Genomic DNA, 24,810 nt, shown 5'->3' with positions numbered 1-24,810 from the left:
CCGGACGAGACGCGGCCGGTGACGATCGAGGCGGAGATGCGTCGCTCCTACCTCGATTACGCGATGAGCGTGATCGTCTCCCGCGCGCTACCGGACGCGCGGGACGGGCTGAAGCCCGTGCACCGGCGTATCCTGTTCGCGATGAACGAGAACGGCTTCACGGCCGACAAGCCCTACAAGAAGTCGGCCCGCGTGGTCGGCGACGTGATGGGTAAGTACCACCCGCACGGCGACAGCGCGATCTACGACGCCATGGTGCGGATGGCGCAGCCCTTTGCCATGCGCGTGCCGCTGATCGACGGGCAGGGCAACTTCGGCAGCATGGACGGCGATCCCGCAGCGGCGATGCGCTACACCGAGGCGCGGCTGGCGAAGTCCGCGACGGCGCTGCTGGCAGGGATCGACGAGGACACGGTTGATTTTCAGCCGAACTATGACGAGAGCGCGGAGGAGCCGCGCGTGCTGCCCGCGGCGTATCCAAACCTTCTCGTCAACGGCTCGAACGGCATTGCGGTCGGCATGGCGACGAACATCCCGCCGCACAACCCCGGCGAGGTGATCGACGCGACGCTCGCGATGATCGCCGATCCCGAGGTAACGCTCGAGCGATTGATGGAGATCATGCCGGGGCCCGACTTCCCGACGGGCGGGCTCATCCTCGGCCGCGCGGGTATACGGGCGGCTTTCGAGACCGGGCGCGGGTCCATTCCGGTGCGCGCGCGCTGCGAGATCGAGGAGATGCGCGGCGGACGGCAGGCGATCGTCGTCTCCGAGGTGCCGTATCAGGTGAACAAGGCCTCCCTGATCGAGCGCATTGCGGAGCTGGCACGCGCGAAGCAGGTGGAGGGCATCTCCGACCTGCGGGACGAGAGCGACCGTGACGGCATGCGGATCGTCATCGAGGTGAAGAAGGACGCAACGGCGGAGGTGGTGCTGAACCAGCTCTACCGCTTCACGAACCTGCAGACGTCCTTCCCCGTGAACTTCCTGGCGCTGGACGACGGCACGCCGCGGCAGATGGGGCTGCGCGACGCGCTCAGCGCCTTTATCCGATTCCGCGAGGAGGTGATCACCCGCCGCAGCCGCTTCCGCCTGACCAAGGCGCGCGACCGCGGGCACATCCTGATTGGCTTGGCCATTGCGGTGGCCAATATCGACGAGGTGATCCGCGTCATCCGTGCGAGCGCCGATGCGGCGGCCGCGCGCGAGGCGCTGATGGCGACCGACTGGCCGGCGGGCGACGTGGGCGCGCTCCTGGCGCTGGTGGACGATGCCGGCAACGTGGTGACCGGCGACACGGTGCGGCTGACCGAGGCGCAGGCGCGCGGCATTCTGGAGCTGACGCTGCGGCGCCTGACGGGGCTTGAGCGCGAGAAGATCATCCAGGAGTTGGACGAGATCGCGGTCAGCATCCGCGAGCTGCTGGACATACTCTCCTCCCGCCCGCGGCGGCTGGAGCTGATGGCGCAGGAGCTGGCCGAGGTGCGCGCGCAGATCGCGGTGCCGCGCCTGACCTCCATCCTCGACGGAGTGTCCGACCAGGACGACGAGAGCCTGATCGAGCCGGGCCTGATGGTCGTGACGATGACGCGGGATGGCTACGTCAAGCGCACGCCGCTCGAGACCTTCCGGGCGCAGAACCGGGGCGGGCGCGGGCGCAGCGCGGCCGGCACGCGCGAGGACGACGTCGTCATCCGCAGCTTCAATGCGCACACGCACCAGCACGTGCTGTTCTTCACCAGCCGCGGCATTGCCTTCCGCGAGAAGATCTGGCGCCTGCCCGAGGCGGGGCCGACGGCCCGCGGCCGCTCGCTGCGCCAGCTTCTGCAGCTGCAGGACGGCGAAACGGTGACGGCGGTGCTGCCGCTACCGCAGGACGAGAGCCTGTGGGAGAACCTGCATCTCGTCTTCGCGACTGAGGGCGGTAATGTGCGGCGCAACCGGCTTTCCGACTTCCGCAACGTGCGGGCGGCGGGGCTGATCGCGATGAAGCTCGACGAGGGCGACAGCCTGGTGGGCGTGCAGACCTGCCGGGAGGGCGACGACATCCTGCTGGCGACGCGCCTCGGCCGCGCCATCCGCTTCACGGCGGAGGAGGGGGTGCTGCGCGTCTTCGCCGGCCGTGATTCGACGGGTGTGCGGGGCATCAAGCTCGTGGGCAAGGGGGATGCGGTGATCGCACTCTCGGTGCTGCGCAACGTGCCGGCGACGCCGGGCGAGCGGACGGCCTATCTCAAGCTCGCCGCGGCGAAGCGGCGGGCCCAGGGGGAGCAGGTGGGAGACCAGGCCGGGGAGGCGGGCGCCGAGGATCCAACGCCCGCCGTCGAGGAGGGCGAAGAGACCACCGAGGAGGTGGCGCTCAGCGCCGAGCGCGCGGAGGAGCTGGAGCGGGCCGAGGAGATCCTGCTGATCGTGACGGATACCGGCTTCGGCAAGCGCGCCTCGGCCTATGAATACCGTCGCAGCGGGCGCGGCGGGCAGGGCATCTCGAGCATCCCGCTCGGCCGTAACAAGGGCCACGCGGCGGTTGCGACATTCCCGGTGCGACAGGGCGACGATGTGATGCTGGTGACCGACAACGGCCGCCTGATCCGCCTGCCCGCCGACCAGGTGCGGGTAATGGGCCGCGGGGCCGCCGGCGTGACCCTTTTTCGCCTGGACAAGGGGGAGGCCGTGACCTCCTGCTTCCCAGTGGTCGATGACGGGGTGGTTGTCGGCGATGCCTGAGCGGATCGGGGTCTATCCCGGCACCTTCGACCCCGTGACGAACGGGCATATCGACGTGATCCAGCGGGCCGCGCGCCTGCTGGACCGGCTGGTGATCGGGGTGGCCATGAATGCCGGCAAGGGCCCGATCTTCCCAATTGAGGAGCGGGTGGAGCTGGTGCGGGCCGAGACGGACAGCATCGCGGCCGCCACGGGCGCTACAATCGAGGTAGTGCCCTTCGAGGGGTTGTTGGTCACGCTGGCGCGGGAGCACGGCGCCGGCATGATCGTGCGTGGTCTTCGTGCCGTATCGGACTTCGACTACGAGGTGCAGATGGCCGGAATGAACCGGCGCCTGGACCCTGGGGTCGAGACGGTCTTCCTCATGGCCAGCGAGACTAACCAGTTCATCTCCTCGCGCTTCGTGAAAGAGATCGCGCGCCTGGGGGGAGACATTTCGAGCTTCGTGCCCCAATTGACGCATGAGCGCACGCTCGCCCGCGTCCGCCCCACCTGAAGGGCGGCGCAACAGCCAAACCATCCGGGAAGCGAAGGCCATGCAGCGCCGGACCCTGATCGCCACTTCGATCGCCACCGCCACGGGAGCCATGATGAGCGACGCCACCACCAATGAGGCCGAGGCCCAGGCCAATGCCGACAACACCCTCTATCTCGACCTGAAGGACGGGCGGGTGACGATCGAGCTGCGGCCGGACCTCGCGCCGAAGCATGTGGAGCGCATCAAGACGCTCTCCGCGCAGGGTTTCTATGACAACACGCCCTTCCACCGCGTGATCGAGGGCTTCATGGCCCAGGGCGGCGACCCCACGGGCACGGGCACGGGTGGCAGCCAGCTTCCCAATGTTCCCGCGGAGTTCTCGCCTCCGGCCAAGGCGCGCTTCCTGCGCGGCACCTGCGGCATGGCGCGCTCGGGCGACCCGAATAGCGCGAACAGCCAGTTCTTCATCATGTTCGGACCGTATCCGAGCCTCGACGGCCAGTACACGATCTGGGGCCGGGTAACCGCGGGCATGGAGATCGTGGACAAGATCAAGCGCGGCAGCGGGAGCAACGGCCAGGTGCAGAACCCTGATCGCATCGTGAAGATGCGCCCGGCGGGCGTCGCCTGAGCGGCGCATTGCTGACGCTGTCTTGACAGCAGGGGCGCGCGCTTCCCATAGGAGCGGCGGCGCGCGCCTGTAGCTCAGTCGGTAGAGCACGAGACTTTTAATCTTGGGGTCCTGGGTTCGAGCCCCAGCGGGCGCACCAAGAAACTATAGGATATCTGGCTTGATTGGGGTCGCGGCCATAATCTCCGCCCGGACATTGCCCGGACACTCACACCAGAATGGTTCATTGGTGAGCGGGGGAGAAGCCTGCCGTCGGCCACCACATTCTTCAAACGATACGCGTCCATGCGCAGCTCTTATTCGGGAAATTGCGCCGCCACCCACGTCGGTGGGTCCGAGAGGCTTAGTGCGCTTGAGACGCACCACCTCCTAATCCGTCCGAAACCGGCTACTTCTTAGGGGCGAACAGGACTGCGAGGAGTTCCGTGAGCAGCGCGTCGGCCGTGCTGAGGTCATGCAGCCGCGCAAATTCCGCTAGTTCCTGAGCAGCTTTGACGAACGATTCCGGATTCTTGTCACTGCCACTCACTGCCGTGGCGTTCCTAACCGGATCGATCGGCATTGGGTGACCTGTTCATTTGTTAATGTTCTGGACGGTCGACTAAACACATCATTCCTATCTGGGTCGCCGCAGGCGACGTGGCACCAACATATGTTACCGCGCATGCCGATGGAGGACATTCCAAGGGCCTTTGCGTTAGGAACGGACCATTGCGGTAGCCGAGAGGAAGACATGAAGGACGGGCTGGACGCACCGGGCGAAGACCCTCTTCAAGCAGTTGTTTCCGAATCGCTGAGGAGGCTGCTCTCTCGTCGTGAACATGACCAGGATTTGGGGGAGGTCCTTCGGACCCTGCGGTGGCAGATGGCGAAGGTGCTCGCTGAGACCCCTATGACGGGATCTGTTATCGACAAAACGAAGGATCGGGCTCGCTTCGCCTGTGTGTTGGAAGCTGAAATCAGTCGGCAAGAAAAAATAATTCGACCAAAGGAACAAAGTCCTGAGAACCCTCGCGCCTACGAAGAGAGGCGCCGGTGGCCTCGGCGTTGGGTTCATCTGAGCGCGCAGCTTCTTCTCGGAGACTCTTTCGTCGATTGCACCATAGTCGACCTGTCGGAGGGCGGTGCTCAGGTAGCGACCTCTCACCCCGTACCCTTCATGGAGGCTGGTGTCCTGAAGGTAGAGGACGGGTCAAATTATCGCGCACGATGCAGGTGGGTGAACGGCACCCGCGCTGGGTTCGAATTCACATCAGGACCTTTCGTGGCCAGTGGCGGGTAACAAGGGTGGAAACACTGACGCGCGCCGCTGCATGGGGCTTGCTGTCAGGGCTGACCATCAAGTCTGACGCATGGTCACCACAAGGTTTGGCGCAGCGGGGTGACAGGTCCCACATCGCCAGCCCTTCGGATCAACCATCTCCATCAACCATCGCCCACCACCGCAGCAACCGCAGCGTGCGCCAGCAGACGGGATTGCAGCTGGGTCTGCCCAGGCTGGCGCGCGGGTTGTTGCCGCCATCAGCAGCCCGTCTCGGAGAGGATCAACGTCGCTAGGGTGGTAAGCGTGCGGGTCAGAAGGGGTGGCGTAATGCTCTGCCACCGCCACTCGTTCAACATCGTCAGCCGTGCTCTCCGCTGTCGCCACCCCCATGCCAAAAGCGCCATTAGTGCCAATAGCAGCCCAACCTTGGGCGGCTGCCGCAGAGGCGCCACGCAGCCGCGCCGCCCGCTCGCGCCAGTCCGTCACTTCCGCCACCGCTGTAAGCCGGGGTTCACCCGCCAATCGCCACGGCTCCGGCCAGCGTGCTCCCCGGCGCGGGTGGGGTCTGGCCGCACCCAACCGAGTTCCGCAAGTTCTGCGAGCGCCCCGCCGATCCGCTCCGCATTTGGCAGGCCAGGGCCATTCCCCATGCGCCGCAAGCCGCGAGCGTTTAGCGTCTCGGGTCGGGGCACCGGCTGCCGCAGATACCAGCGGGCGAGGGTGCGGGCATCACGCTCGGCCTGCGGCAACGCGGCCTCCCCAAACACCCGCCGCGCCATGGGCACGGCGTAGTCAGCAAGAAAGGCGAGGGCACGGGCAGTATCGTCCTCCGTCACCTCGGTCGGTTCGCTCGCGCCTTCCATCCCGGTCCACGCCAAGTGGGCGAACACGACAGCAAGGCGCACCCCAAAGCCCGGTAGCTTCCCGAGCCATGACAGGAACGCGCCACCCGCCCCTGCCTCCATGCCCCGCACCTCACGACGCCACGCGAGCACGTCAGCGCGTGCCTGTGCCGTGAAGGGTAGGAGCACCGGATGCGGCCCTTTCCAGTCGAGGTCGCGCAGGCGACGGGCGGCCAGCGTGAAGAGGTCGCCGGCAAGCACGTCATTGTCGCTGATCGGCGCGGGGTCGGGCCAAGTGTAGAGGAAGCGCGCCGCAAGCCCGTCGTCATCGCCGGACAGCAACAGGGAGGCCACGCGGTCGGGCTGGATGCCGCCCAGGATACCGACGGTCAGGTGCGGGATCACCGTGCCGCCACGCCGCCCTTCCGCGCGGTCCTTTACCCGGTCCGCGACGTGTTCGGCCCCGTTCCAGGCTTCCAGATAGAAGGCGCGATCCGCACCGCCGCCGCCACCGCTCCCGTAGCGGTCCATGCCAGCAATCCAGCCAGCCAGCTCGTCCCGGATCAGGAGCAGCCCGCGCGGGTTAGCGGCGGCCAAGTCGCGGACCGCCTCGCGGGTTGGGTCGCTTGTCTTGAAGCGCCGCGCCGTGGGTTCTTCGGGGTCGCGCGCGTCCTTCGGTTCCGAGGGCGGTGGCGTGCCTCCCTTCACCGCCGCCCTCACCTCGGCTTCCCACAAGGCGCGGTGCTCCTTGGCAGCCTGCTTCAGTCGGCGGTGGTCGGCGCACCTTCCGTCGAGGTCGGCATTGTCCTCCGCCTCCATCTGCCCGAGCGGGCTTGTGACGGATGACAGGGCCGGGCTCTTGCCCGAGGACGGGTTGCCCACCAGCGCCACGTTCAGGATCGGCGGCTCGCGCCAGCCCGGCCGCGGCTCGCCCCACCGCGCGTTGCCGATCATTGCCCCGGCAGCAGCGATCAGCGCGCAGGCGACGTAATCCGCCGGGGCGCCGCTCACCTCTGCCGCACGTCCGATCCAGTCCGGCCAGGCGCCAGGGAACAGCGCGAGCGGCAGGGGCGGCGCCGGGAGCGTGTCGGCCGTTGCGGGCGTCACGTCGGTTGCAGGCCAAGGGGCCGCTTTCACAGCCGCCGCAGCAGCGGCTTCGGGGTGGAAGTCGTGGCGTCCAGTGCTGCCGTCCATCACGCGCCCTCCCCGATGCTGATGCCGTCCACCACCGTCTTGGTGGCGTTGGCCGAGCCCGACAGTTCCGCCGCGTCGATCAGAGCTTGCGTTGCGAGACCGCGCCCCAGCTCACCGGCTGCAATCATCTCGCCCACCCGGCAGGCGGCCCACAGGATGCGCGGGTGCCGCTCGCCATCCCCGCGCGCGGCCTCGCGCAGCAGGGCGGCAAAGCGAGTGGCTGCGTACTGGCTGTTCATGTTGCCGGGTGCCGCCCGTGGCTTTGGCAGCGGCGATGGGGGCGCCAAGGCGTCCGGCGGCGGCACCGGCACCCGAGCGCGGCCCGGTAAGCGAATGAAGCGATCAGGGAGCGGGTCGGCGGCACCGATGAAGCGGGGCGCCGCTGTATAGATCGGTTGTGCGTCACGTAGGGTGGAGTGATCGATACTCACCCCTGCCAGCCACCGCCGGACATCCGCGCTGCTCAACGGGCGTTCCAGCAGGAACCAGCCCCGCATTCTGATCCCCGCCTTGAAAGTGTGCCCGGCGGTGGCCGCGAAGATGCACCCCGCGACCCTGAAAGCCCCGGGTAGGGTGGCGCGTGCCGTCTCGGCACAGGCCCGGAGGTCGTGCAGGTCCAGACCAGGCGGTGCGTGGAGGCTGTCGTGATCCGTTGCCACCCACGCCCGCAAGGCCGGCGCAATCGTCGGCAAGGCGCCTGTTACTCGGTCCGGGTGCAGCAGCCGGCGCACGCCATGCACGCGGTTACGATCGGCGATTGCGCCACGCAGGACGCAGGTATCCGGCCGCGCAGCAAGGTCGCGGAGCAGAGCTTCCAACCCGTGCAGATCGGCAAAGCAGGCCGGCGCCAGGTTGAAGTGCTTGGCATCGTCGTAACTTCGTTCGGTGCCGTCCGGGTGGCGCGTCTTGCAAAGGCGCAGGCCTTGCGGCGAGTGCGCGAGGGTGAAGGACAAGGGGGCGCCAGCCCCGTTCTTGGGCTGCGGCATCATGCGCGCGCCTCCATGCTGGCCAGCGCGGCGAGCGCCGCCGGAAGGGTGGGATACAGGACCGGGAGGCGTGCCCCCGGGTGCAGCAGGCCAGCCCTCGGCAAGCCATCCGGACCGGCGGCATCGGGCATAAGGATGATGCGCGGCGGGTTGATGCGGCGCGTGCTGGCGTGGCGAGCAGCGGCCCAGGCGAACAGGTCAGGGCCGGGCTGCACAAAACGAGGGCGCCTCACCGTCCCACCTGCGCGCCATCGCGCTGCAGGGCTTCCCCGATCAGAAGAGTGTGGGAGTGCTCGCCCTCGTCGCCATCGCGCTTGGTCATCACCAACACACGCAAATCACCGAGGCGGCCGGTGAGGTAATGTGCGCCCTTGGCGGAGGTCTTTCGGTAGAGCCGGCAAGCGGGCAGCAGCGTGCCGCCCTTGCCGGTAGTGGGGGTGTCAGAACGCATCGCGTCCTCCGTAGGGGGTGGACGCGCGGAAGGGCGTTGGTGCAGCGGCGTTAGTGCGCTATATGTGGATGGTCAGAGCGTTTTCGCGTAGGTCACAGCACACGTCCCGCCCCCGCCGGCCGCCCAGCCGCGCGGGGGTTTTCGTTAGGCAGTGCGGGTCGCGCTGGCGGGCCCACCCTTGATCGCCGGGGCGGCGTCGATGCGCTCGCGCGCGAGGCGGAACACCTCGGCGGTAGGGAAGGTCAGGCGGCCATTCAGCACTTTACCGGTCAGCGGCCAGCGTTCCAAAGTTCTCGGGCTCACGCGGAAGTAGAAATGCGTCACCAGTTCGGCCGCGCGCTGGCGGTCAACATGGACAGGAAGGTTAGAGAGATCCGGCTGCGCCGGGTTCATCGTGGGGTCGGTCATGTTCATCGGGCCTCCTACGGGCGCCAGCGTGGCGCGGCGGATGGCCTGCGACTTACGCGGCGGGAACGCGGGAAGTCGCAATGTCTTTCATTCTCGACTTTCCGCGTTTGAGCCTTCCGCAACCTCCTTCCCCTCGACCTCCCTCACACGCCTAGACGCTGCGCGGATAAGGGCGGCGAGCCCGTCCCGGCCATGTGTCTGTCGCCCGCGCTTCACCCCTAATACTTGGTCGCAGAGGTCGCCCACGACGGCATACGCGCGAGGCGCATCGGTGCCGGGGATGGCTAGGGCCGTTCGGCAAACCTCCCGAGCGCGTCCAAATAGCTCACGAAACCACTCTAATGCACGCCCACCCGGCACTGTGTCCCGGGCCGCGTCGATACTAGGTCGCTTAGTGTCGGAGATCGTCGGGAGGGCGCCGAACATGCTGCGGTAGCAGACGGCTAGATTGCACATCATAAGCAGCAGCACATCGTCCGGCGGTCGGCCGCCAGCCTTGACCTTGCTGCCGTAGGCCGCTTCCGCCCGTTTTGCCAGTTCACGGGTGGCGTTGAGCATCGGCAACAAGCGGTCAATTTCGGCCCACCATATGGCTTTGATGTCGAAGTCCGATCCGTCCGGCAGCATATGCTCGCTCGGATTCGCTGACGCGCGTTGCAGGTGGTGCCGCAACCAGAAGTCGGTCGATTGATGGGCACGGGACCAGCCGCCGTCCAGAACCATCTTCGCATCGAGCGCTACGTTATTTTCCTCGCCCAGCGCATGGATCACCTCGCCGCAAGCGCGAGCTAGCGCGCCCGCCCAATCCCGCTTCTCCGCGTTGGCTGCATCGTTGCCCTGCACCGCGCGCCATAGAATGAATTGCTCGAAGTGCTCGTTGATGGCGTCAGCCATTGTCCCGACTCCGTCGGAGTCAATCAGAATGGCGAGCCCGGCAGCTTCCGCAGTGGCGCGCAGGTCGGCGCTGGTGACAAAAATGTAGCTGCCGGACAAGGAGCCCGAAGGGGAGCCGGGAGGCGGCGTTGTCTTAACGGGGCGGCCAATGCGAGATGCTGTCAATAAGCCCTCCGCAGCATGCTCCGCAGGAGGGGCGGCAGGACGGCCGGGGCGGAGTGTCCCGGCGCGAGGGGTGACCACCCCCGTCCTGCTGTTGTGGATTCTAGCGCGCAGCGGCACGGACGCTAGTGGTGGAGCGCGGGATTAGATCGGCGTGCTGCCGCCACGGCATTTCTCGCAGGCTGCGCTACAGCCATTCCGACTTTGCTCAAGCGGCGCTATCCCAGGCCATGGCCTCCGACTGCTCTGCCGCCCAAGAGCCCCGCGTCGTGAAGCCTGCCGCCGACGAAAGCGCGTCGAGTGGAGGGAGCCTTTCTCACCATACGCTTGTCGTATCCTTCTTCAATCAAAACGTGTCTTCTATGGGGAAAGACGACGCCGCCCACCTTCACTGCGAAGCAGGCATGACCAACCCGACGAGCCATCCTCCCTCGCGTGTCATCGCCCAGGCCGGGGGCTCCGGCGGGCCGGTTTACGAGTGCCGCGGCGCGCGCATCGGCTCGAACGAGAATGGCACCATGTTCAACTTTAGCCTGGTGGGTTTTCCCGGCGGCGGCTGGTCCGGGCTGGGCAGCATCGAGATGATCGTGCGCTTGGTGAACATCCTGCTCGACACGGGGGAGCGTACCCATCCGGCGGGGGCCGCCTTCTGTGAGGGCTGATGGCTTCTGACCTTAAAACACTTAAAAACACCGTCTGATCTGGCTGGGGCAGACAAGGGCACAGGCGAGTGTCGTGAACGCCAGGTGGATGTCCGTGCGGCGCTCATGCCGCATGGTCAGGCGACGGTAACGTGCCAGCCGAGCGAAGGTCCGTTCCACAACCCAGCGGTGGCAACCGAGATGGGTGCTGCTCTCGACGCCACGGCGGGCGATGCGCGGGGTGATGCCGCGGCGTGGCACTCCTGGCGGCAGCGGCGATGGCCGTAGGCGTTGTCGGCGTGGAGCTTGCCCGGCCTGCGTCGGGGACGGCCGCTGCGGCCGGCCCGAATCAGCGGAATTTCGTCCAGGGTCGGAACTCGCATGCGGCTGTCGTCGCGGGTGGCGCTGCTCAACGTCAGGCCGAGCGGCGTGCCGCGGGCATCCGTGACGAGGTGGCGTTTGTGCCCGGCTTGCTGCGTTCCGTTGGGTTCGGTCCGACCGCCTGGCCCGCTTTTTGTTAGAAGGACGTAACTATCGAGCGCGGCCCTACGCCAGTCGATGGCACCTGCGGCTTGAAGCCGCTCCAGCAGCACGAATTGGTACTCGTGCGGGCGATGGCCTTTCAACTGCGCTACAACCTACAAGTGAGCTTTATGTAAGAACGAGCTTGAGCAGATGATTCATCTCGACTGAACGACCGTCCATTTGTGGCGCAACTACCATGTGTCCTGAGCCTCCCGCTCCTCCTCCTTCTCGCGATCCGTCATGGCGCGGCGCCGAGGTATCTCGTGGCTGGCGATGAGACCAAGAATAACAATTAGGATAACAAAGAAGCAGACAGCCGGGATGACGCGCATCTCGGGAGTATCCTTAATAGAGAGCTGCGCTACCATGCCTGAGCAAACATCCCGGGGTCCATCGATGACTCACACGTCCAAACCCGCTTTCACCCGGCTCCGCGCGACCGGCGCAGGATGGGCGGAGCCTCAGAACTAGCTCGAGTTACCCAAGGCAGTTGCAATGCTGAGTGACTTCGCCAACCGGAAGGGCGGGTGTGAGCCAGTGGAATCCCCCGGCAAAGGAAATGGTTGAAGGTTGACGGTGGCAAACAATGCTTGAAGCGACGCACCCTGCCCCGCGTGTCATTGCCACGCTCTGCGACGCTGGCGGTCCGCTCTACGTGTACCGAGGCGCGCGGGTCGCTTCGAACGGAAAGGGCAACGTGTTCAGCTTCACCCTAGTGGGCTTCCCCGGCGGCGGCTTGTCGGGACTAAGCAGCATTGAACTGATCGTGCGTTTGGTCGACGGCTGGTGCGACACGGAGTGGCTACCAGCACTGTACCGGACGCCAGGGCAGGGCGCGCCGGCAGAGTAAGCTGGCATTCTCATGTCGAAGCTTTGAGAAGGCAGGAATGCCGTAAATGCGTGACGGCCAAGTTAATGGCGGGGCTGACGAATCGTGGTTGCAGGACCAACTCCTTAACTCGCTGGCTGGGTGGAAGCAGTCTGCATCATCAACCTGATCGTGTCCCCTTGGCGAACGGCAAACCCTTTTTCTTTATCTCGCACGCAAGAAATTGATCAAATTTCATAATCAGACCGGATCGGTTTAGTCGAGTCGCCTAACATCTGCCCCCTTACTGAAGAGGTACAACAAACATGTTCGCCTGCGTTGAAGCCCTAAGGAACACCCTGCGGACTGCAATTATCCCTGACCAACTCTCGATGCTTCGGCACCTGTCCATCCTTCGGACAACTTGCGCAGCTCTACGCAATCGCGCCCTAAAAATATGGGTTTACCGTCGCGCCTCCGTTGTGTTGCACCAAGGCAGCGTTGTTGGTCCCGGAAAGCTTGTCTTTGGGGCGCAATGGAAGTCTGGAATTTTTCGCCCATCGCAGCTAGTGCTGCGCCAAGGAGCCGTTTGCCAAGTAGAAGGGACTTTTCGCATACACGAGGGAGCTTCCATTTGGATCAATCAAAGCGCAAGGATCACCCTGGGCAGCGGTTATATCAACTCAGGCGTCAATATTTCGATTTCAGGTTCACTAACGATCGGGCACGACGTCGCAATCGCTGAAAATGTTACGATTTGGGATGCGGATGGGCATGAGATCCAGGGACGGGCTGCCGGACCGCAGCCCGTGAATATTGGGAACCATGTTTGGATAGGGCTGAATACAACCATCCTCAAGGGTGTTACAATTGGCGATGGTGCTGTGATAGCTGCAGGGGCCTTAGTAAACCGCGACATTCCTGCTGGAATGCTGGCTGCCGGTGTTCCAGCCCGACCAATTCGACAGGTGATATGGTCCTAAAATAGATTCTACCTACCATCTACGCTCTTGAACTGGGTGGGGTAGATGAGTACAGGTAGCTTATCGGCGTATCGCAGCTGTTGAGAATGCGCTGTCGGTCAGTCACGCTGAGCCGACGGACGTCGCCCATCATGCAGTGCGTGACAATCAACGCGCTACCTGAGAGCAGACCCGATCGCAGGAAAGATCGGAGTGGTGCTGATGGATGTATGCCGTTGGGAGAGTAGCGCGCCCTTGCCCTCATGCCAACTGCGGTACATGATTTCATAAGTGGCATCAGCTTTCCAAGTGCGCTCCTCGACGTGCTGATCCAGGGTGTAAGCGGCCCCGGCTACTACAACTATGCCGTCCGCGTGCACATGAACGCACTGGGCCGCTCAATCCAGCAATTCCGATCGAAGTATCCATCGTCTACCCGGTCTCGATCCGATCTAACACTACTACGACCGAGTGCGGGGGAATGCGTAGTCCGCCGCCACCGCTAGTTTTGGGTAAACCGCCGCGGACTTGCGAGAGTATTTTGGACCTCACCACCTCATGCCACTGGCTCATGCCCTAACAGGACGCAGGTGTTCGCGCGTACAAGTCAGACTTTTCCGAACTGAGCGACTACCGCGTCGCATTTTCTTACAAATTCTCAACTCCGTATTCAGTGGCGGCAGCAAGCTCCTGAGACAAAAGGATTCTCATTTTGGCATGAGACTTGCATAGGCCGCGATAGTCGCGAAGAATGGATCATCCGATGGAAACCTGTGTCTTTTTTTGACTCTGGTCCGCACCGTAGCTCTCACATCCCATGTGTTAGCGGTGCCTGTCCAGGTGAACGTCTTCAACACCTCACTGAAGCTGGCGCAACTTCTGGATCGCAGCCGGATGTGGGCACAGTCGGTATATTCGCCTTACTGGCGATCTTGATCATGTTGCGCCCAATTAGTTCCGGTTCTTCCTCAAAATAAGCCAGGCTGCCGCCTCGTTCCCAGGGACAAACAAGTGGGATGGACTACGATGAGCACGTTCATAGAGTGGCCTGTTGACCTGTCAATTGTGATCAGCACCAGGAATCGGGCAACTTTTCTTCCGAGCGCACTGCAGTCTTTGACTAAGCTTAAAAGCAAATTCCAATTTGAGATACTGATCGTAGATAATGCATCTACTGACAATACGGCAGACGTAATCAGCCGTGCCGACACTTGTGGGGGGCGGCTCCGACAGCTGTTCGTTGGTGACGTCGGCCTTGGTGCAGCGCGCGATGCTGGTTGGCGAGCATGCCGCGGTCAGATCGTTGCCTTCACCGATGACGATTGCTACCCCGATCCGACCTATGTTGATGCAATGGTGGAGGCTTTTAGAAGCCGCCCTGAAGCTGGCTGCATAGGCGGACGGATCCTCCTTCATGATCCCGCCGACTTAAGAGTGACGATTGATGAAGGAGAACGCCCGCGGGAGTTAATGCCTTGCCAGTTCGTGCCTGCAGGCAATCTGCACGGGGCGAACCTAGCGTTCAGAAGAAGCGCGCTTGAGGCGGTCGGAGGCTTCGATCGACAGATTGGGGCGGGCACGCCTTTTCCGTTCGAGGACGTAGACGCTGTGGCAGCCGTCATATGGGCCGGCATGCCTGCTTGGTTCGATCCCGCGCCAGTCGTGCGGCATCACCACCGGCGCCGAGGCGACGCCGCCCTCCACCAACTGTTCGTGGGCTACGACCGGGGCCGAGGTGCATACTACGCGAAGTACATTCTTCGGCGCAGTAGCCGCTTGGAATATCTGCGGGCGTGGTGGAGCATAACGAGGGGCTACTCGGAAGGCTGGGGACTGGTACGCGTCGGACGTGAGATAAAGGCGTTCTTCACCTACTTGCATCATCGCAAGGCCTACTTCTTCATGGTTGCAGCTGCTCCGGTCGTCGCACTTTGCTACGCTGCTACAGCCGGGAGAATCGCGATGTATGACTTGTTGCGGCGATTGGCCAAACGAAGCACGGCTAGGAAAGCTAAGAAGAAAAACGGTGTGCTTCGACCTCAGTGACTTAAAGGCGACGATGCCGTGCTTACAGGAAATAAAAATGTGCCTATAGCCGCATCGCCAAGCCATCTCACTGCGAAACTTGACCGAAAGCGGCCTTCGGCAGATGAAGATCTTGGTGGTAGCTGTGCTGCTGCCTAAGTGAGGCCGATGGAATAGCTTGACCGCCGCAGAGAAGTTGACAGCAAATCGCGCGTGCGTCCCTGGAACTAAATGGTTCGTAGTCCCTCCATCCGCGGCAAATCCGTTCCTTGAGCCAGGGAAATCGGAGCGTATCCAGCGGATGTGCGGCGCTCCGGTACCTCCCTGGATCAGGCCCCTCGTGTCCGTGCACTTAGGAACTGCTGCAGCATTCGACGCACTTCGTGATATAGAGGGTGATCCAGCGCCCAGAGCATCACGAACCAAGCCAAGATACCGGCCGCGATCCCAGCTGTTAACGGCGTTAGTGGCGCTTCAGGAGACCAATCATAGACTATCATTGCGGCGGCCGCCGGTAACACCGCAACGGTGGTGAGCAGTAATCCTTGCCCGTAAATCGGTACATAGTCAGACCAGGCCGTTTCGGTCATTCGCTCGAGGTGAGGCCGGTATATCAGGAAAGAACAGAAGGAGGAGAGGATCGTGAGCGCTGCCACGGCGTTTAGACTGATTAGGCAGCCTGCGGCAAGAAAGCCAACCGACATTACAGCCCGAAATACCTCAATCCGTACCTGTTTTCCGGTCTCATTACAGACGACAAATACATCCCAGGCCATAATGATGGGAATGGCTACTGCGGTAGCGATGGCGAGTAAGCTTAGAGGTAGGGCAGCCTCTAGCCACGAGTTACCAAAAAGAAGCAGAACGAGAGGGCCTGAGACAACGGCTATGCCGATGAGCATGGGCCAGAGTACAGAAAGTAGGACTCGTATCACGTGCAAGTAGGGCTCGCGAAGCGACTTGCCCAGACGACGTTGCTCTGCGAAGTCGACGAACATCACCCGAAGCACGATCGTGTGCAAATTCTCCCATAACACTCCGGTTAAACTTCCAGCACGGGAGTAAAGACCAAGGGCACTCAATCCAAGCATCTTCGCTAAGATAAGGTCGGAAATCCTTCCACTGAAGCTGCCGAGGCCTGACGTGGTGAGGACCTGAACGCCGAAGCGCAGGACCGCGCGGGCGTCAGACAGGCCGATCCTGAGGGCTACAAACTGCCTGCCGAACAGATTGCTCAAGATCGCGGCCGTGATCGCGCTGATGATCTGGCCATAGGCAAGGCTCATGTAGCTGTAGCCGGCATAGGCGAAAGCGAGAGTGGCTAGATTGGCAACGCTATACCGAACGATATTGATGATCGCGACCGTTCTGAAATCGCCCCGCCGCTCGATGCCTGCGGTTGGAAGAAAGTCGAAAATGGTGACGAGCGGCACGATCGCCAGCACCATCAGGATCTGCCGTACACCGGCTTCTCCAAGAGCGGCGCCGCCTAGAAAGCTTAGCCCAACCGTGCCCGCAGCAAGTGCAAACGCCAGAACGGCGTTAATCGTGAAAACGGTTGTGACGAGGTTGCTGCTCCATTCCTCCGCCCGGACAAGGAAGGAACCAAGGCCGAAGGAGCGAATGATGGCGAGAAGCCCGACAGTGGAGATAGCGACGGCGAAAATACCCATCTCGTACGGAGTCAAGATGCGTGCAATGAGCACCGAGACGACGAATTGCAGGACAAAAAGGCTGCCTTGTGAGAAAGCCATCCATGCGATGCCACGCCGGACCGACATCAGTTAGGGGTCTCCATCCTTAGATAAACGGGGGAATATTGTCAGGCAGAGCTGCGGCGATTCTATTGATGGTCGAGCAACCCCACCGCAGCTCTCCAAGACACAAAATGTTTCGCTAAATAGTCCGAAGTTGGGCAAGGAGGGAGGGCGCGCAATGATTGAACTCAAGCGAGCTCTTTCTCTTCTCGCCTGGTGCCGAGGCCAACTCCTCAATCGGCTGCTCCTGCGAAGCGCGTGCACAGCGCAGAGAGCGCCAGCATCTACGGACGGCTAAACGGCGGCACTGGGGTGGATGGCTCAGGTTACGGGTGTCGTGGCTTTGGCAGTGGAATGGTGCGTAGTCAACGTGGAGCAAGCATCATTACGGCGTTCTGTGATGCACGGCGCGGTTACGTTATTGGCTCGATGCCCGCTGTCCCAACGCCTACATCACTAATGTCAGCGGCTGGGTGACTTCCGGTTCGCAGGAAGCCGCCATGGTGGGGGAGCCGTGCGACTTAAATAGTGCGCTCCGCTGCCTTTCGAGGGTGACAGGCGCAGGCTGCCGAAGGAGTTCGTCCCCACCTTTCTACCCACCGCGGTGTTCATCCGTAATGCCCGAACTGGCTTTTTGTTCAAGCTCACACAACACTGCGTCCACATTCAGCAGCGTCACGTGGGCTTAGCGAGGCCGCCGCACGTCCGAGTCCAGAGCTCTGCGGCCGGCTTCCTCGATTGCCTCATCATCGCGGTTCCGCGGCGGTGTCTGACGCGCGTAGAGCAAGGGCGCTAAGTGTAACGGAGGGTGCCAGCACTTCCACCCTTGGCGATCGCCTAGGAGCGCCAGCGCGCCGGCCACAGCGCCGGCCGAGGTCAGAAGCAGGAGGCGGCGCCGCTGCTCCACCTGAGCGTAGCGAACCAAGTGGCCACTGACATGGCGCGCGTCCTCCTGCAGGAGAATCCGACCTTGCGCGCTGGTGCCGCTGGTTACGGCCAAGCCTTCACCATGCGGCGCTGGGCGATGCTCGCTGAGATGCCATCCTGTTCGACGTATGCGTCGATGATCTCGCGAACAGCCTGGGAGAACGCCCTGCGCCTCCGGTCCAACTGAACGCGACTACCGTCCATCCAGCGGGGGTAGCGCAAATCGGTCAGGCCGCAAGATCGACAGGCGCATACGGAACGGTGCTTCCAGCTATCGGCACTATCGGCGCTTTTGGCATGAGCATGGAAGGTGTTGAGGAGGGCTCAGACCGCCCTTCCGTCTAGCCCAGTAACGACCGCCTCTCGATCCCCTCGACCTTCCACCGCTGCCGTCAGCAGCTCGTTCCAGCGCCGCATGGCGGCTTCCTGTTCGGGTAGGCGGCGGGCTTGCTGATAGACTCCGAGAACACCTCCACGGGTGGCGGTCTGCCGGTGGTTCAGCATGGCGTCCGCCACTGCCTCGGCCACACCGTGTTCCGCTAGCACGGTGACGAACGATCGGCGAAAGTCATGCCAGCGCCAGCCAGTGAGGCCGCTTGCCTTGTCCAGGGTGGTCTTCAGATCGCTCCACGTTGAGATTGCGGCGCCTGCCTTTGGGCTTGGAAACACCAACCCATCCTTGGGCCGTCCTGCTGTCTCCCAACGGGTAAGAAATAGGACATGCGCGAGGTAGGGAAGCGGCAGCCGGTGGGTGTCTCCATTCTTGGTCAATTTCCCTGGCATGATCCAGGCGCCTGCATTGAGATCGAGGTGTGACCACTCAGCGTTAGCAGCTTCACCGCGCCGGCAGGGAAGCGCGATCAGACACTGAATCAGGTCGCGGTGGACAGCGAGGAAGCCTGTTTCCGAAACGTCTGCTTCTGCTCGTTCCGCTGCCTGCCAAAGCACGGCAAGGTCGGGCAGAGGGAGATGGTGGCTCCGCGCCTTCGGCGCGCGCGGACGGCGCGCCTTACCAATTGCAAGGCAAGGATTGAGAGTAATCACGCTTTCATCCTGGCACCAGTCGAGGAAGCGAGAGAGGGCGCCGAAGCGATGGCGCGCCGTGGCCGGGCGCTTGGCCTCTGCTGTTAGGAGCCCGCGTATCTCGCGTGATCCAATCGTGGTGATTGGCAACGCGCCCACCTTCATGGTCGCCACCGCTTGCCGCACCTGCTGCATCTCCGCCGCAAGAACAGCCGGCGACAGGAGGCCGGTGCCCCGGAGTTTCGGACGTGAAGGAAGGGCTGCGGCATAGTCCTCCAACAGCCGGTCAACGGTGGCGGCGCGGTCCCGGGCTGCCTTTGCGATATCAGCGCGACGGGAGGCAGAGGGGTCGCCACCTCCGCTCGCCTCGCTCTTCACCTTAGCGGCAGCAGTTCGTGCCTGATCCGGTGAATGGGTCGCCGGAGAGCCCACCACCAGTTCGCGCATCGCAGGGCGCCGGCCGGTGGTCGGATCCAGGCCGCGTGGGCGATACGACACCGCCCACGCCATGCTGGTGGGGTTCACCACCAGCGCCAAGCCGCGGCACTCGGCGTCACGTATAGTCAAGCGAGTCTCCGGGGCGCGACGGCGCCAAGCAGCCTCCACCGTTGCCTTGGTGATCCGCACCGGTCCCTCGGATACCTTCAACACCACCGCACCACCCTTTCACTAGCATGTCCGGGCGGAAGTCTCCGGGTCTAGCCGCCCGGACATTGCCCGGACAATTGCTGCGGATGCAAGCGGGAAGCAGCGCGAGCCTGCGGGCCGAAGATACCGTCGAAGCCACTGTGTTTTCTGTGGTTTGCGAGGATCTGCGGGAGGCGGCGGAGGACTGCGGAAGAAGTGGCCCCGTGACTTTTAATCTTGGGGTCCTGGGTTCGAGCCCCAGCGGGCGCACCAAGAACGGGCACTCAGGCGAGGCCCACTTCCTCCTGGCGTCGCTTGTCGAGTTCCTCGCCGTAGCGGCGGAGGACGAAGGTGGCAGTCAGCAATCCCAGCACTCGCCGACTCTCGACACCGTCGATCACGGCCATGGCTTCCGCCTCTGCAGCGTCGAAAGCAGCCATGGCTTCCTTCGCGTTCATGGCGGGCAGCAGCGCAGCCTCCCGGTGGTGCAGGATCGTGGCCAGGGCTTCCGTCTCGACCGGCGCGGCGTGGGCCTCGGCGACGAGGACGATGCCGGCATAGCGGCCGGCTTCGTCGAGAGCGACGACACGCTCGGCGGAGCCGAGGGGAAAGTCACGGCGGAAGGCGCTGAAGCGGGTGTCCGCCGGGATGGTGCGGAGGTCTCGCCGCATCATGCGGCCGACCGTAAGCTCGCGCAGCCAGCCGATATCATGGGCGGAGCGGATGCCCTCCCCACGCAGGTGGAAGCGCCAGGTCGCAAAGGAGTAGCCGAAGAGGCGCCGCACCGCGAGGCCGGTGACCACGACCGCAATGAGCACGGCGCCCGCCACCTGGAAGTTGCCGGTGGTCTCAAGCGCGAGGAAGGTCATGGCGAGCGGCGCGCCGATGACGGCGGTGCCGAAGGCGCTCATCCCCACCACCGCCAGCAGGAGCGGATCGACCAGGCCGAGGCCCAAGAGGTTGATCCCGGCCGCCATGACCTTGCCGAGCAGCGCGCCGAGCAGGAGGGAGGCGAAGAAGAGCCCTCCACGGAAGCCCGCCCCGAGCGAGACCGCGGAGGCGACGGCCTTGAGCAGGAGGAGCAGAAGCGCCGCCCGTGCTGGGCCTTCCGTACTGAAGGCAAGGTGCAGCGCCCCGTGGCCGGCGGATAGGACGCCGGGCGAAAGGAGGGCGAGGAGCCCGACCACGAGGCCGCCTGCTGCGGGACGCAGCCAGGAGAGGCGGACGGCGCGCTTCAGCACTGCCTCGACGAGACCCACCCCGCGCATCAGCGCGATGGCCGCGAGCGCCGCCATCAGGCCGAGCATAAGGGCCAGCGCGTAGCCGTCCCAACCCGGAGAGGCGACGCCGCCGGGCTGGACGACGTAGGTCTGGCCGTGCACGAGCCGGGCAACGAGCGTCGCACCCACGGCGCTGGTAATCACCGGCGCGAGGCTGGCGATGGTATAGGTGCCGATCACCAGCTCGAATGCGTAGAAGGCGCCGGTGAGCGGGGCGTCGAAGGCGGCGGCGATGGCTCCTGCGGCACCGCAGCCCACCAGCACCCGGAGGTCCCCGCGGCGCAGGCCGAAGAGGATGCCGGTGCGCGAGGCCACCGCACCCGCAACCTGGGTATAGCCGGCCTCGAGCCCGACCGAGGCGCCGAAGCCGTTGGAGACGAGATTCTGGCCGGCGACCACGGCGCCGTCCTGCAGCGCCATGCGGCCGCCATGCAGGGCGTTCGCCTCGATCGGGTCTACGGGCACGCGCGGGTGCCAGCGGGCGAGGCCGAGATTGATCAGGCCAAGGAGCAGCCCGCCGGCCGCCGGCAGCAGAAGGGCGAGGTCGGGATCGACGTCTCGCAGGGCACTCAGCCCGTGCGTGACCTCCGGACCGAAGAGCAGGGTATGCAGGCCCTGGGCGATGCCACTCATTGAGGCGGCGACGGCGCCACTGGCGATGCCCGCGACGGCGCCGAGCACCACGAGGCCCGGCTCCGTGCCCCGGATCCAGGCGCGGAGGCTGCCGAGCCCCTGGGTGAGGTGCTGCCGCCGGATCCTCACGGTCCGCCTCCGAGCAGGCCCGCCAACCCCTTGGCCGCCGTGAGAAGGGCAACGAGGGCAAGGGTGGCGAGCGAGACGTTCCGGTGCGCGCCGCCGGCACGGCGGAAGAGGGCGGCGCCCAGGCGTGATCCCCCGAGCATCAGGGGCATGCCCGCGAGGATCAGCACCAGTTCCCGCCGCCCCATGGCGCCGATCAGGACAAGGCTGCCGGTGGAGAGGGTGGCGGAGAAGAGGAAGAAGACCATCAGCGAGGAGCGCACCTGGGCGGGTCTCAGCGGCAGGGCGAGATAGTAAGCGAGGGCCGGCGGGCCGGGCATGGCTGCCATCCCGTTGAAGAGGCCGGACAGCGCCCCGGCGGCGATGGTGGTGCCGTGCCCGGGTATGGTCCTGAACCCGGGGGTGACGAGGAGCGCGAGCACCGCCGCGCCGCAGGCCGCGGCCAGGACGAGCCGCGCCGCGTCGGCCGGCAGCCAGGCGAGGAGGAGGGTGCCGAAGGGCGAGGCGACTACCGCCCCTGCAGTCAGCCAGCGAACCGAGGGCCAGTGGCAGCTGCGCGCGGCGCCGCGGAAATCCATCAGCCCGCCGAGGAACTGGAGCCCGGCCGCCAGCGCCACTGCCAGCAGCGGCGGCAGGGCGAGGCTCAGCAGGGGCACGGCGATGATGGCGAAGCCGAAGCCGGTGAAGCCGCGGAACAGGGCAGACAGGGCGACGATCGCCACCACGGGCCCGAGCGTGGCGAGGGACGGCATGTCCGGCGGGATGAGGCTTTCGGGCATGCGCGGCTCCGGGCGGAACGGTCCGCTACGCCGATCCGCCCGCGGGGGGAAGGGTACGGCCCTCTTCCGGCCCGCGGTCGCGCGGGCTAAGGCGGTGCCGTGACGGAAGAACCTAACACCACCGAACTGACCGTCGTCGTGCCCTGCTACAATGAGGCGGCCAATGTGGCGCCCATGGTGCAGCGGCTGGAAGCGGCTCTGCGCGGTATCGCGTGGGAAGTCGTCTTCGTCGACGACGACAGCCCGGACGGCACAATCCGCGAGGTGCGGGCCATCGCAGCGCATGATCCGCGGGTGCGGGGTATCCGCCGAATCGGGCGGCGCGGCCTCGCTTCGGCCGTGACGGAGGGCGTTCTCTCCTCCTCCGCGCTGCACGTTGCTGTGATTGACGGCGACCTTCAGCACGACGAGACCATCCTGCCGGCGATGCTTGCGGCCGTTCAGGGCGGCGCCGAGGTGGCGGTGGGCAGTCGCCACACGGAGGGCGGCGAGGCGGGGTCCGGGTTCTCGGCCTCCCGCGCGAAGGTAAGCGATGCCGGCACCCGGATGGCGGCCCTGCTGCTGCCCACGCCCGTCGGCGACCCGATGAGCGGCTTCTTCCTCATGCGGCAGTCGCTCTTCGAGGCGATCGCGCCAAACCTTTCGAGCCGCGGGTTCAAAATTCTGCTCGACTTGTTGCTTTCGGCTGGGCGGCCGCTCCGGGTGGCTGAGGTGCCCTACCGCTTCCGGCCGCGCGTCGCAGGGGAGTCGAAGCTCGACGCCGCGGTGCTGCTCGAGTTCCTAGGTCTGCTGCTGGATAAGGCGCTGGGCGGCTGGCTGCCCTGGCGGTTCATTTCCTTCGCAGCGGTCGGGCTGATTGGCGTCGGAGTGCATCTCGCGGTGCTTGGCCTCGCCGCCCGCGTGCCGGGAATGCAGTTCGAGGCGGCGCAGTGGATGGCCACCCTCGTCGCAATGACCGCGAACTTCCTGCTGAACAACCGGATCACCTATCGTGACTCGCGCCTGAAGGGCGCGCGCCTCTGGCAAGGGCTGCTGCTCTTCTATCTTGTCTGCGGGATCGGGGCGGTCGCCAATGTGGGCATCGCGGGGCTGCTGGTGCGGGAGAATCTGGCGGGCTGGGGCCTGGCTGGGGCCGCGGGCGCGCTGCTGACGGGCGTATGGAATTACGCCGTCTCTTCCACCCTTGTCTGGCGGAGCCGTTGAACCCGTGGGTTCTGGCGCTGCTGCTGCTGACGGCGGCGCGGCTGCTGGCGGCGGCGCTGCTGCCGATCTCGCCTGACGAGGCCTATTACTGGACCTGGGCCCGCGACCTTCAGGCCGGGTATCTCGACCACCCGCCCATGGTGGCGCTCTGGATCGCCGCCGGGACGGCGCTGGCCGGGGATGGCGCGCTGGGGATCCGGCTGTTCGGACCGATCGGCCTGGCGGCGGCCTCGCTTGCCGTGGTGGGGGCCGCGAATGCGCTGATGCCGGCGCGGCGGCCCGGATTGTGGGCCGCGCTGCTGATGAGCGCCATGCCCGTCACGAATGCGGGCGCGGTGCTGATGACGCCGGACACGCCGGTCTTCGTTTTCTGGTGCCTTGCGCTCTGGGCGGCGGCACGGCTGCACGCCTCCGGCGACGGGCGTTGGTGGCTCGCGGTGGGGGCACTGGCGGGCGTCGCGCTGGCGTCGAAATACACGGCAGCGCTGTTCGGCGTCGGGCTGGTGTTCTGGCTGCTGGCAGAGCCCGCCGCACGGCGCTGGTGGCGGGACTGGCGGCTCTATGCGGGCGGGGCGCTGGCTCTGGCGCTGTTCATGCCGGTTGTCGCGTGGAATGCGGCTCATGGATGGGCTTCCTTTGCGAAGCAGGGCGGGCGGACGGGCGCAGGGGATGATCTGGAGCTCCGTTTTCTCGGCGAGCTGATTGCCGGGCAGCTCGGGCTTGCCTCGCCGGTGCTGCTCGTGCTCTGCGCGGTTGGGACCGGTGCGGCGACCACGGCGTGGCTGCGGGGACGGGACGGCGGGGCGGGGCTGCTGGCGGCACTGACCCTGCCGGCGGCTGCACTCTTCCTCTGGCAAGCGACGGGAAGCCGGGTTCAGGGGAACTGGCCCGCGATTCTCTATCCGGCCGCGTGCATTGCGGCAGCCGCCTTTACGACGCCTCGCTGGCAGCGGATCGGCGTGGGCATCGGTTTCGGCATGACGGTGCTGGCACTGGTCCAGGCGGGCTTGGCTCCGCTGCCGCTGCCGCGGGGTACGGACCCGACTCTTGCCCGGTTGGGCGGCTGGCCAGAATTCGCGCGCGAGGTAGAGGCGGCACGGGTAGAGGCCGGGGCCGGCTTCGTCGCGGCGGAGGAGTACGGACTGGCCTCGGAACTCGCGCTGCACCTGCCGCCGGGGGTGCCAGTGGTGGCGATCGGCGACCGCTGGGCACTCTTCACCTTCGAGGCGCCCGCACCGGGAAAGGCCGGACTGATGCTGCGGAGCCTCAGGCGAGGAGAGGGGCCGTCACTCTGGCCCGGCGCCCTGCCGGCGGGGGAGGTGGTCCGCTCGCGACGAGGAGTTGAGGCAGAGCGCTACCGGCTGCTGCGGGTCGAAACGCCGGCGGGCGCCCAGCCGATGGCGGAGCTACCCCGGCCACGCTGAGCGGTTCCTCGCCGGGCGGCATTCCCAACCCCG

The 24,810-nt window shown here is 65.2% G+C and carries 23 protein-coding genes and 2 tRNA genes; 11 read left to right on the top strand and 14 right to left on the bottom strand.

What is annotated here, in order from left to right; all coding sequences use genetic code 11:
• Nucleotides 1–36: 36 nt before the first annotated feature.
• The 4 genes from gyrA to D9599_RS05865 all read left to right on the top strand — a co-directional run bounded on the left by gyrA (nt 37) and on the right by D9599_RS05865 (nt 3,975).
• Nucleotides 37–2,727, top strand: a complete 2,691-nt coding sequence (gyrA, locus tag D9599_RS05880; protein WP_232480220.1) for a DNA gyrase subunit A — start codon at nt 37–39, stop codon at nt 2,725–2,727.
• A complete protein-coding gene (coaD, locus tag D9599_RS05875; protein ID WP_198380290.1) occupies nt 2,720–3,223 on the top strand; it encodes a pantetheine-phosphate adenylyltransferase in 504 nt (167 codons plus the stop codon). Before gyrA ends, coaD begins: the two co-directional genes overlap by 8 nt.
• A 40-nt stretch (nt 3,224–3,263) precedes the next feature.
• On the top strand, nt 3,264–3,836 hold the full coding sequence (locus D9599_RS05870; protein ID WP_198380289.1) for a peptidylprolyl isomerase: 573 nt from the start codon (nt 3,264–3,266) through the stop codon (nt 3,834–3,836).
• Nucleotides 3,837–3,899: 63 nt separating this feature from the next.
• Nucleotides 3,900–3,975 (top strand) — tRNA-Lys (locus D9599_RS05865).
• A gap of 249 nt (nt 3,976–4,224) precedes the next feature.
• Here D9599_RS05865 and D9599_RS05860 read toward each other — a convergent pair.
• Nucleotides 4,225–4,398, bottom strand: coding sequence for a hypothetical protein (locus D9599_RS05860; protein ID WP_198380288.1), 174 nt, complete (start codon nt 4,396–4,398; stop codon nt 4,225–4,227).
• A gap of 90 nt (nt 4,399–4,488) precedes the next feature.
• Here D9599_RS05860 and D9599_RS32415 point away from each other — a divergent pair, with 90 nt between their 5' ends.
• Nucleotides 4,489–5,118, top strand: a complete 630-nt coding sequence (locus D9599_RS32415) for a PilZ domain-containing protein (RefSeq protein WP_375373036.1) — start codon at nt 4,489–4,491, stop codon at nt 5,116–5,118.
• A 464-nt stretch (nt 5,119–5,582) separates the two neighbouring features.
• On the opposite strand, the gene D9599_RS05850 is transcribed toward D9599_RS32415, so the two are convergent.
• The 6 genes from D9599_RS05850 to D9599_RS05825 form a co-directional block, all read right to left on the bottom strand.
• Entirely contained in the window at nt 5,583–7,136 is a 1,554-nt protein-coding gene (locus D9599_RS05850) for a DUF3987 domain-containing protein (protein ID WP_198380286.1), read from the bottom strand.
• Nucleotides 7,136–8,125, bottom strand: coding sequence for a hypothetical protein (locus tag D9599_RS05845; protein WP_232480184.1), 990 nt, complete (start codon nt 8,123–8,125; stop codon nt 7,136–7,138). The genes D9599_RS05850 and D9599_RS05845 overlap by 1 nt, the downstream gene beginning before the upstream one ends.
• Nucleotides 8,122–8,355 (bottom strand): hypothetical protein, encoded by a 234-nt coding sequence (locus D9599_RS05840; protein ID WP_198380284.1) that lies wholly within the window; start codon nt 8,353–8,355, stop codon nt 8,122–8,124. The genes D9599_RS05845 and D9599_RS05840 overlap by 4 nt, the downstream gene beginning before the upstream one ends.
• Nucleotides 8,352–8,573, bottom strand: coding sequence for a hypothetical protein (locus D9599_RS05835; protein ID WP_198380283.1), 222 nt, complete (start codon nt 8,571–8,573; stop codon nt 8,352–8,354). The genes D9599_RS05840 and D9599_RS05835 overlap by 4 nt, the downstream gene beginning before the upstream one ends.
• 144 nt (nt 8,574–8,717) lie before the next feature.
• Nucleotides 8,718–8,987 carry a hypothetical protein gene (locus tag D9599_RS05830; RefSeq protein ID WP_198380282.1) on the bottom strand — a complete coding sequence of 90 codons (270 nt, stop codon included), beginning with the start codon at nt 8,985–8,987 and terminating at the stop codon, nt 8,718–8,720.
• Between the two features lie 81 nt (nt 8,988–9,068).
• A complete protein-coding gene (locus tag D9599_RS05825) occupies nt 9,069–9,974 on the bottom strand; it encodes a hypothetical protein (protein ID WP_198380281.1) in 906 nt (301 codons plus the stop codon).
• Nucleotides 9,975–10,441: 467 nt separating this feature from the next.
• On the opposite strand from D9599_RS05825, the gene D9599_RS05820 reads away from it, so the two are divergent.
• Nucleotides 10,442–10,699: a hypothetical protein gene (locus D9599_RS05820; RefSeq protein ID WP_198380280.1), complete on the top strand. Its 258-nt coding sequence runs from the start codon at nt 10,442–10,444 to the stop codon at nt 10,697–10,699.
• A gap of 21 nt (nt 10,700–10,720) precedes the next feature.
• Here D9599_RS05820 and D9599_RS32410 read toward each other — a convergent pair whose 3' ends face one another.
• The 3 genes from D9599_RS32410 to D9599_RS05805 all read right to left on the bottom strand — a co-directional run bounded on the left by D9599_RS32410 (nt 10,721) and on the right by D9599_RS05805 (nt 11,535).
• Entirely contained in the window at nt 10,721–10,858 is a 138-nt protein-coding gene (locus D9599_RS32410) for a hypothetical protein (RefSeq protein WP_198380279.1), read from the bottom strand.
• Nucleotides 10,816–11,304: a transposase gene (locus D9599_RS05810; RefSeq protein ID WP_198380278.1), complete on the bottom strand. Its 489-nt coding sequence runs from the start codon at nt 11,302–11,304 to the stop codon at nt 10,816–10,818. Before D9599_RS05810 ends, D9599_RS32410 begins: the two co-directional genes overlap by 43 nt.
• 90 nt (nt 11,305–11,394) lie before the next feature.
• Nucleotides 11,395–11,535: a hypothetical protein gene (locus D9599_RS05805; protein WP_198380277.1), complete on the bottom strand. Its 141-nt coding sequence runs from the start codon at nt 11,533–11,535 to the stop codon at nt 11,395–11,397.
• 802 nt (nt 11,536–12,337) lie between these two features.
• Between D9599_RS05805 and D9599_RS32125 the strand changes: the two genes are divergently transcribed.
• Together D9599_RS32125 and D9599_RS05795 are read left to right on the top strand one after the other, a co-directional pair.
• Nucleotides 12,338–12,994, top strand: coding sequence for an acyltransferase (locus D9599_RS32125; RefSeq protein ID WP_309228555.1), 657 nt, complete (start codon nt 12,338–12,340; stop codon nt 12,992–12,994).
• Nucleotides 12,995–13,999: 1,005 nt separating this feature from the next.
• Nucleotides 14,000–15,019 (top strand): glycosyltransferase family 2 protein, encoded by a 1,020-nt coding sequence (locus tag D9599_RS05795; RefSeq protein WP_198380276.1) that lies wholly within the window; start codon nt 14,000–14,002, stop codon nt 15,017–15,019.
• Between the two features lie 308 nt (nt 15,020–15,327).
• Here the strand turns inward: D9599_RS05795 and D9599_RS05790 are convergent, their stop codons facing one another.
• Entirely contained in the window at nt 15,328–16,779 is a 1,452-nt protein-coding gene (locus D9599_RS05790; protein WP_198380275.1) for an oligosaccharide flippase family protein, read from the bottom strand.
• Nucleotides 16,780–18,006: 1,227 nt separating this feature from the next.
• Nucleotides 18,007–19,311: a tyrosine-type recombinase/integrase gene (locus D9599_RS05785; RefSeq protein ID WP_309228560.1), complete on the bottom strand. Its 1,305-nt coding sequence runs from the start codon at nt 19,309–19,311 to the stop codon at nt 18,007–18,009.
• A 218-nt stretch (nt 19,312–19,529) separates the two neighbouring features.
• Here D9599_RS05785 and D9599_RS05780 point away from each other — a divergent pair.
• Nucleotides 19,530–19,605, top strand: a tRNA-Lys gene (locus tag D9599_RS05780).
• Between the two features lie 11 nt (nt 19,606–19,616).
• On the opposite strand, the gene D9599_RS05775 is transcribed toward D9599_RS05780, so the two are convergent.
• Nucleotides 19,617–21,374 (bottom strand): chloride channel protein, encoded by a 1,758-nt coding sequence (locus tag D9599_RS05775; RefSeq protein ID WP_198380273.1) that lies wholly within the window; start codon nt 21,372–21,374, stop codon nt 19,617–19,619.
• Nucleotides 21,371–22,150, bottom strand: coding sequence for a sulfite exporter TauE/SafE family protein (locus D9599_RS05770; protein WP_198380272.1), 780 nt, complete (start codon nt 22,148–22,150; stop codon nt 21,371–21,373). The genes D9599_RS05775 and D9599_RS05770 overlap by 4 nt, the downstream gene beginning before the upstream one ends.
• Nucleotides 22,151–22,249: 99 nt before the next feature.
• Here D9599_RS05770 and D9599_RS05765 point away from each other — a divergent pair, with 99 nt between their 5' ends.
• A complete protein-coding gene (locus D9599_RS05765; RefSeq protein ID WP_309228554.1) occupies nt 22,250–23,353 on the top strand; it encodes a glycosyltransferase family 2 protein in 1,104 nt (367 codons plus the stop codon).
• Nucleotides 23,350–24,777, top strand: coding sequence for a glycosyltransferase family 39 protein (locus tag D9599_RS05760; RefSeq protein WP_232480182.1), 1,428 nt, complete (start codon nt 23,350–23,352; stop codon nt 24,775–24,777). Before D9599_RS05765 ends, D9599_RS05760 begins: the two co-directional genes overlap by 4 nt.
• The last annotated feature ends 33 nt before the right edge of the window (nt 24,778–24,810 follow it).

The sequence above is a fragment of the Roseomonas sp. KE2513 genome, assembly GCF_016107305.1.
Classification (GTDB): domain Bacteria; phylum Pseudomonadota; class Alphaproteobacteria; order Acetobacterales; family Acetobacteraceae; genus Roseomonas.
The sequence above is the reverse complement of the archived record's forward strand: the minus strand, read 5'-3'. Positions and strand labels throughout refer to the sequence as shown.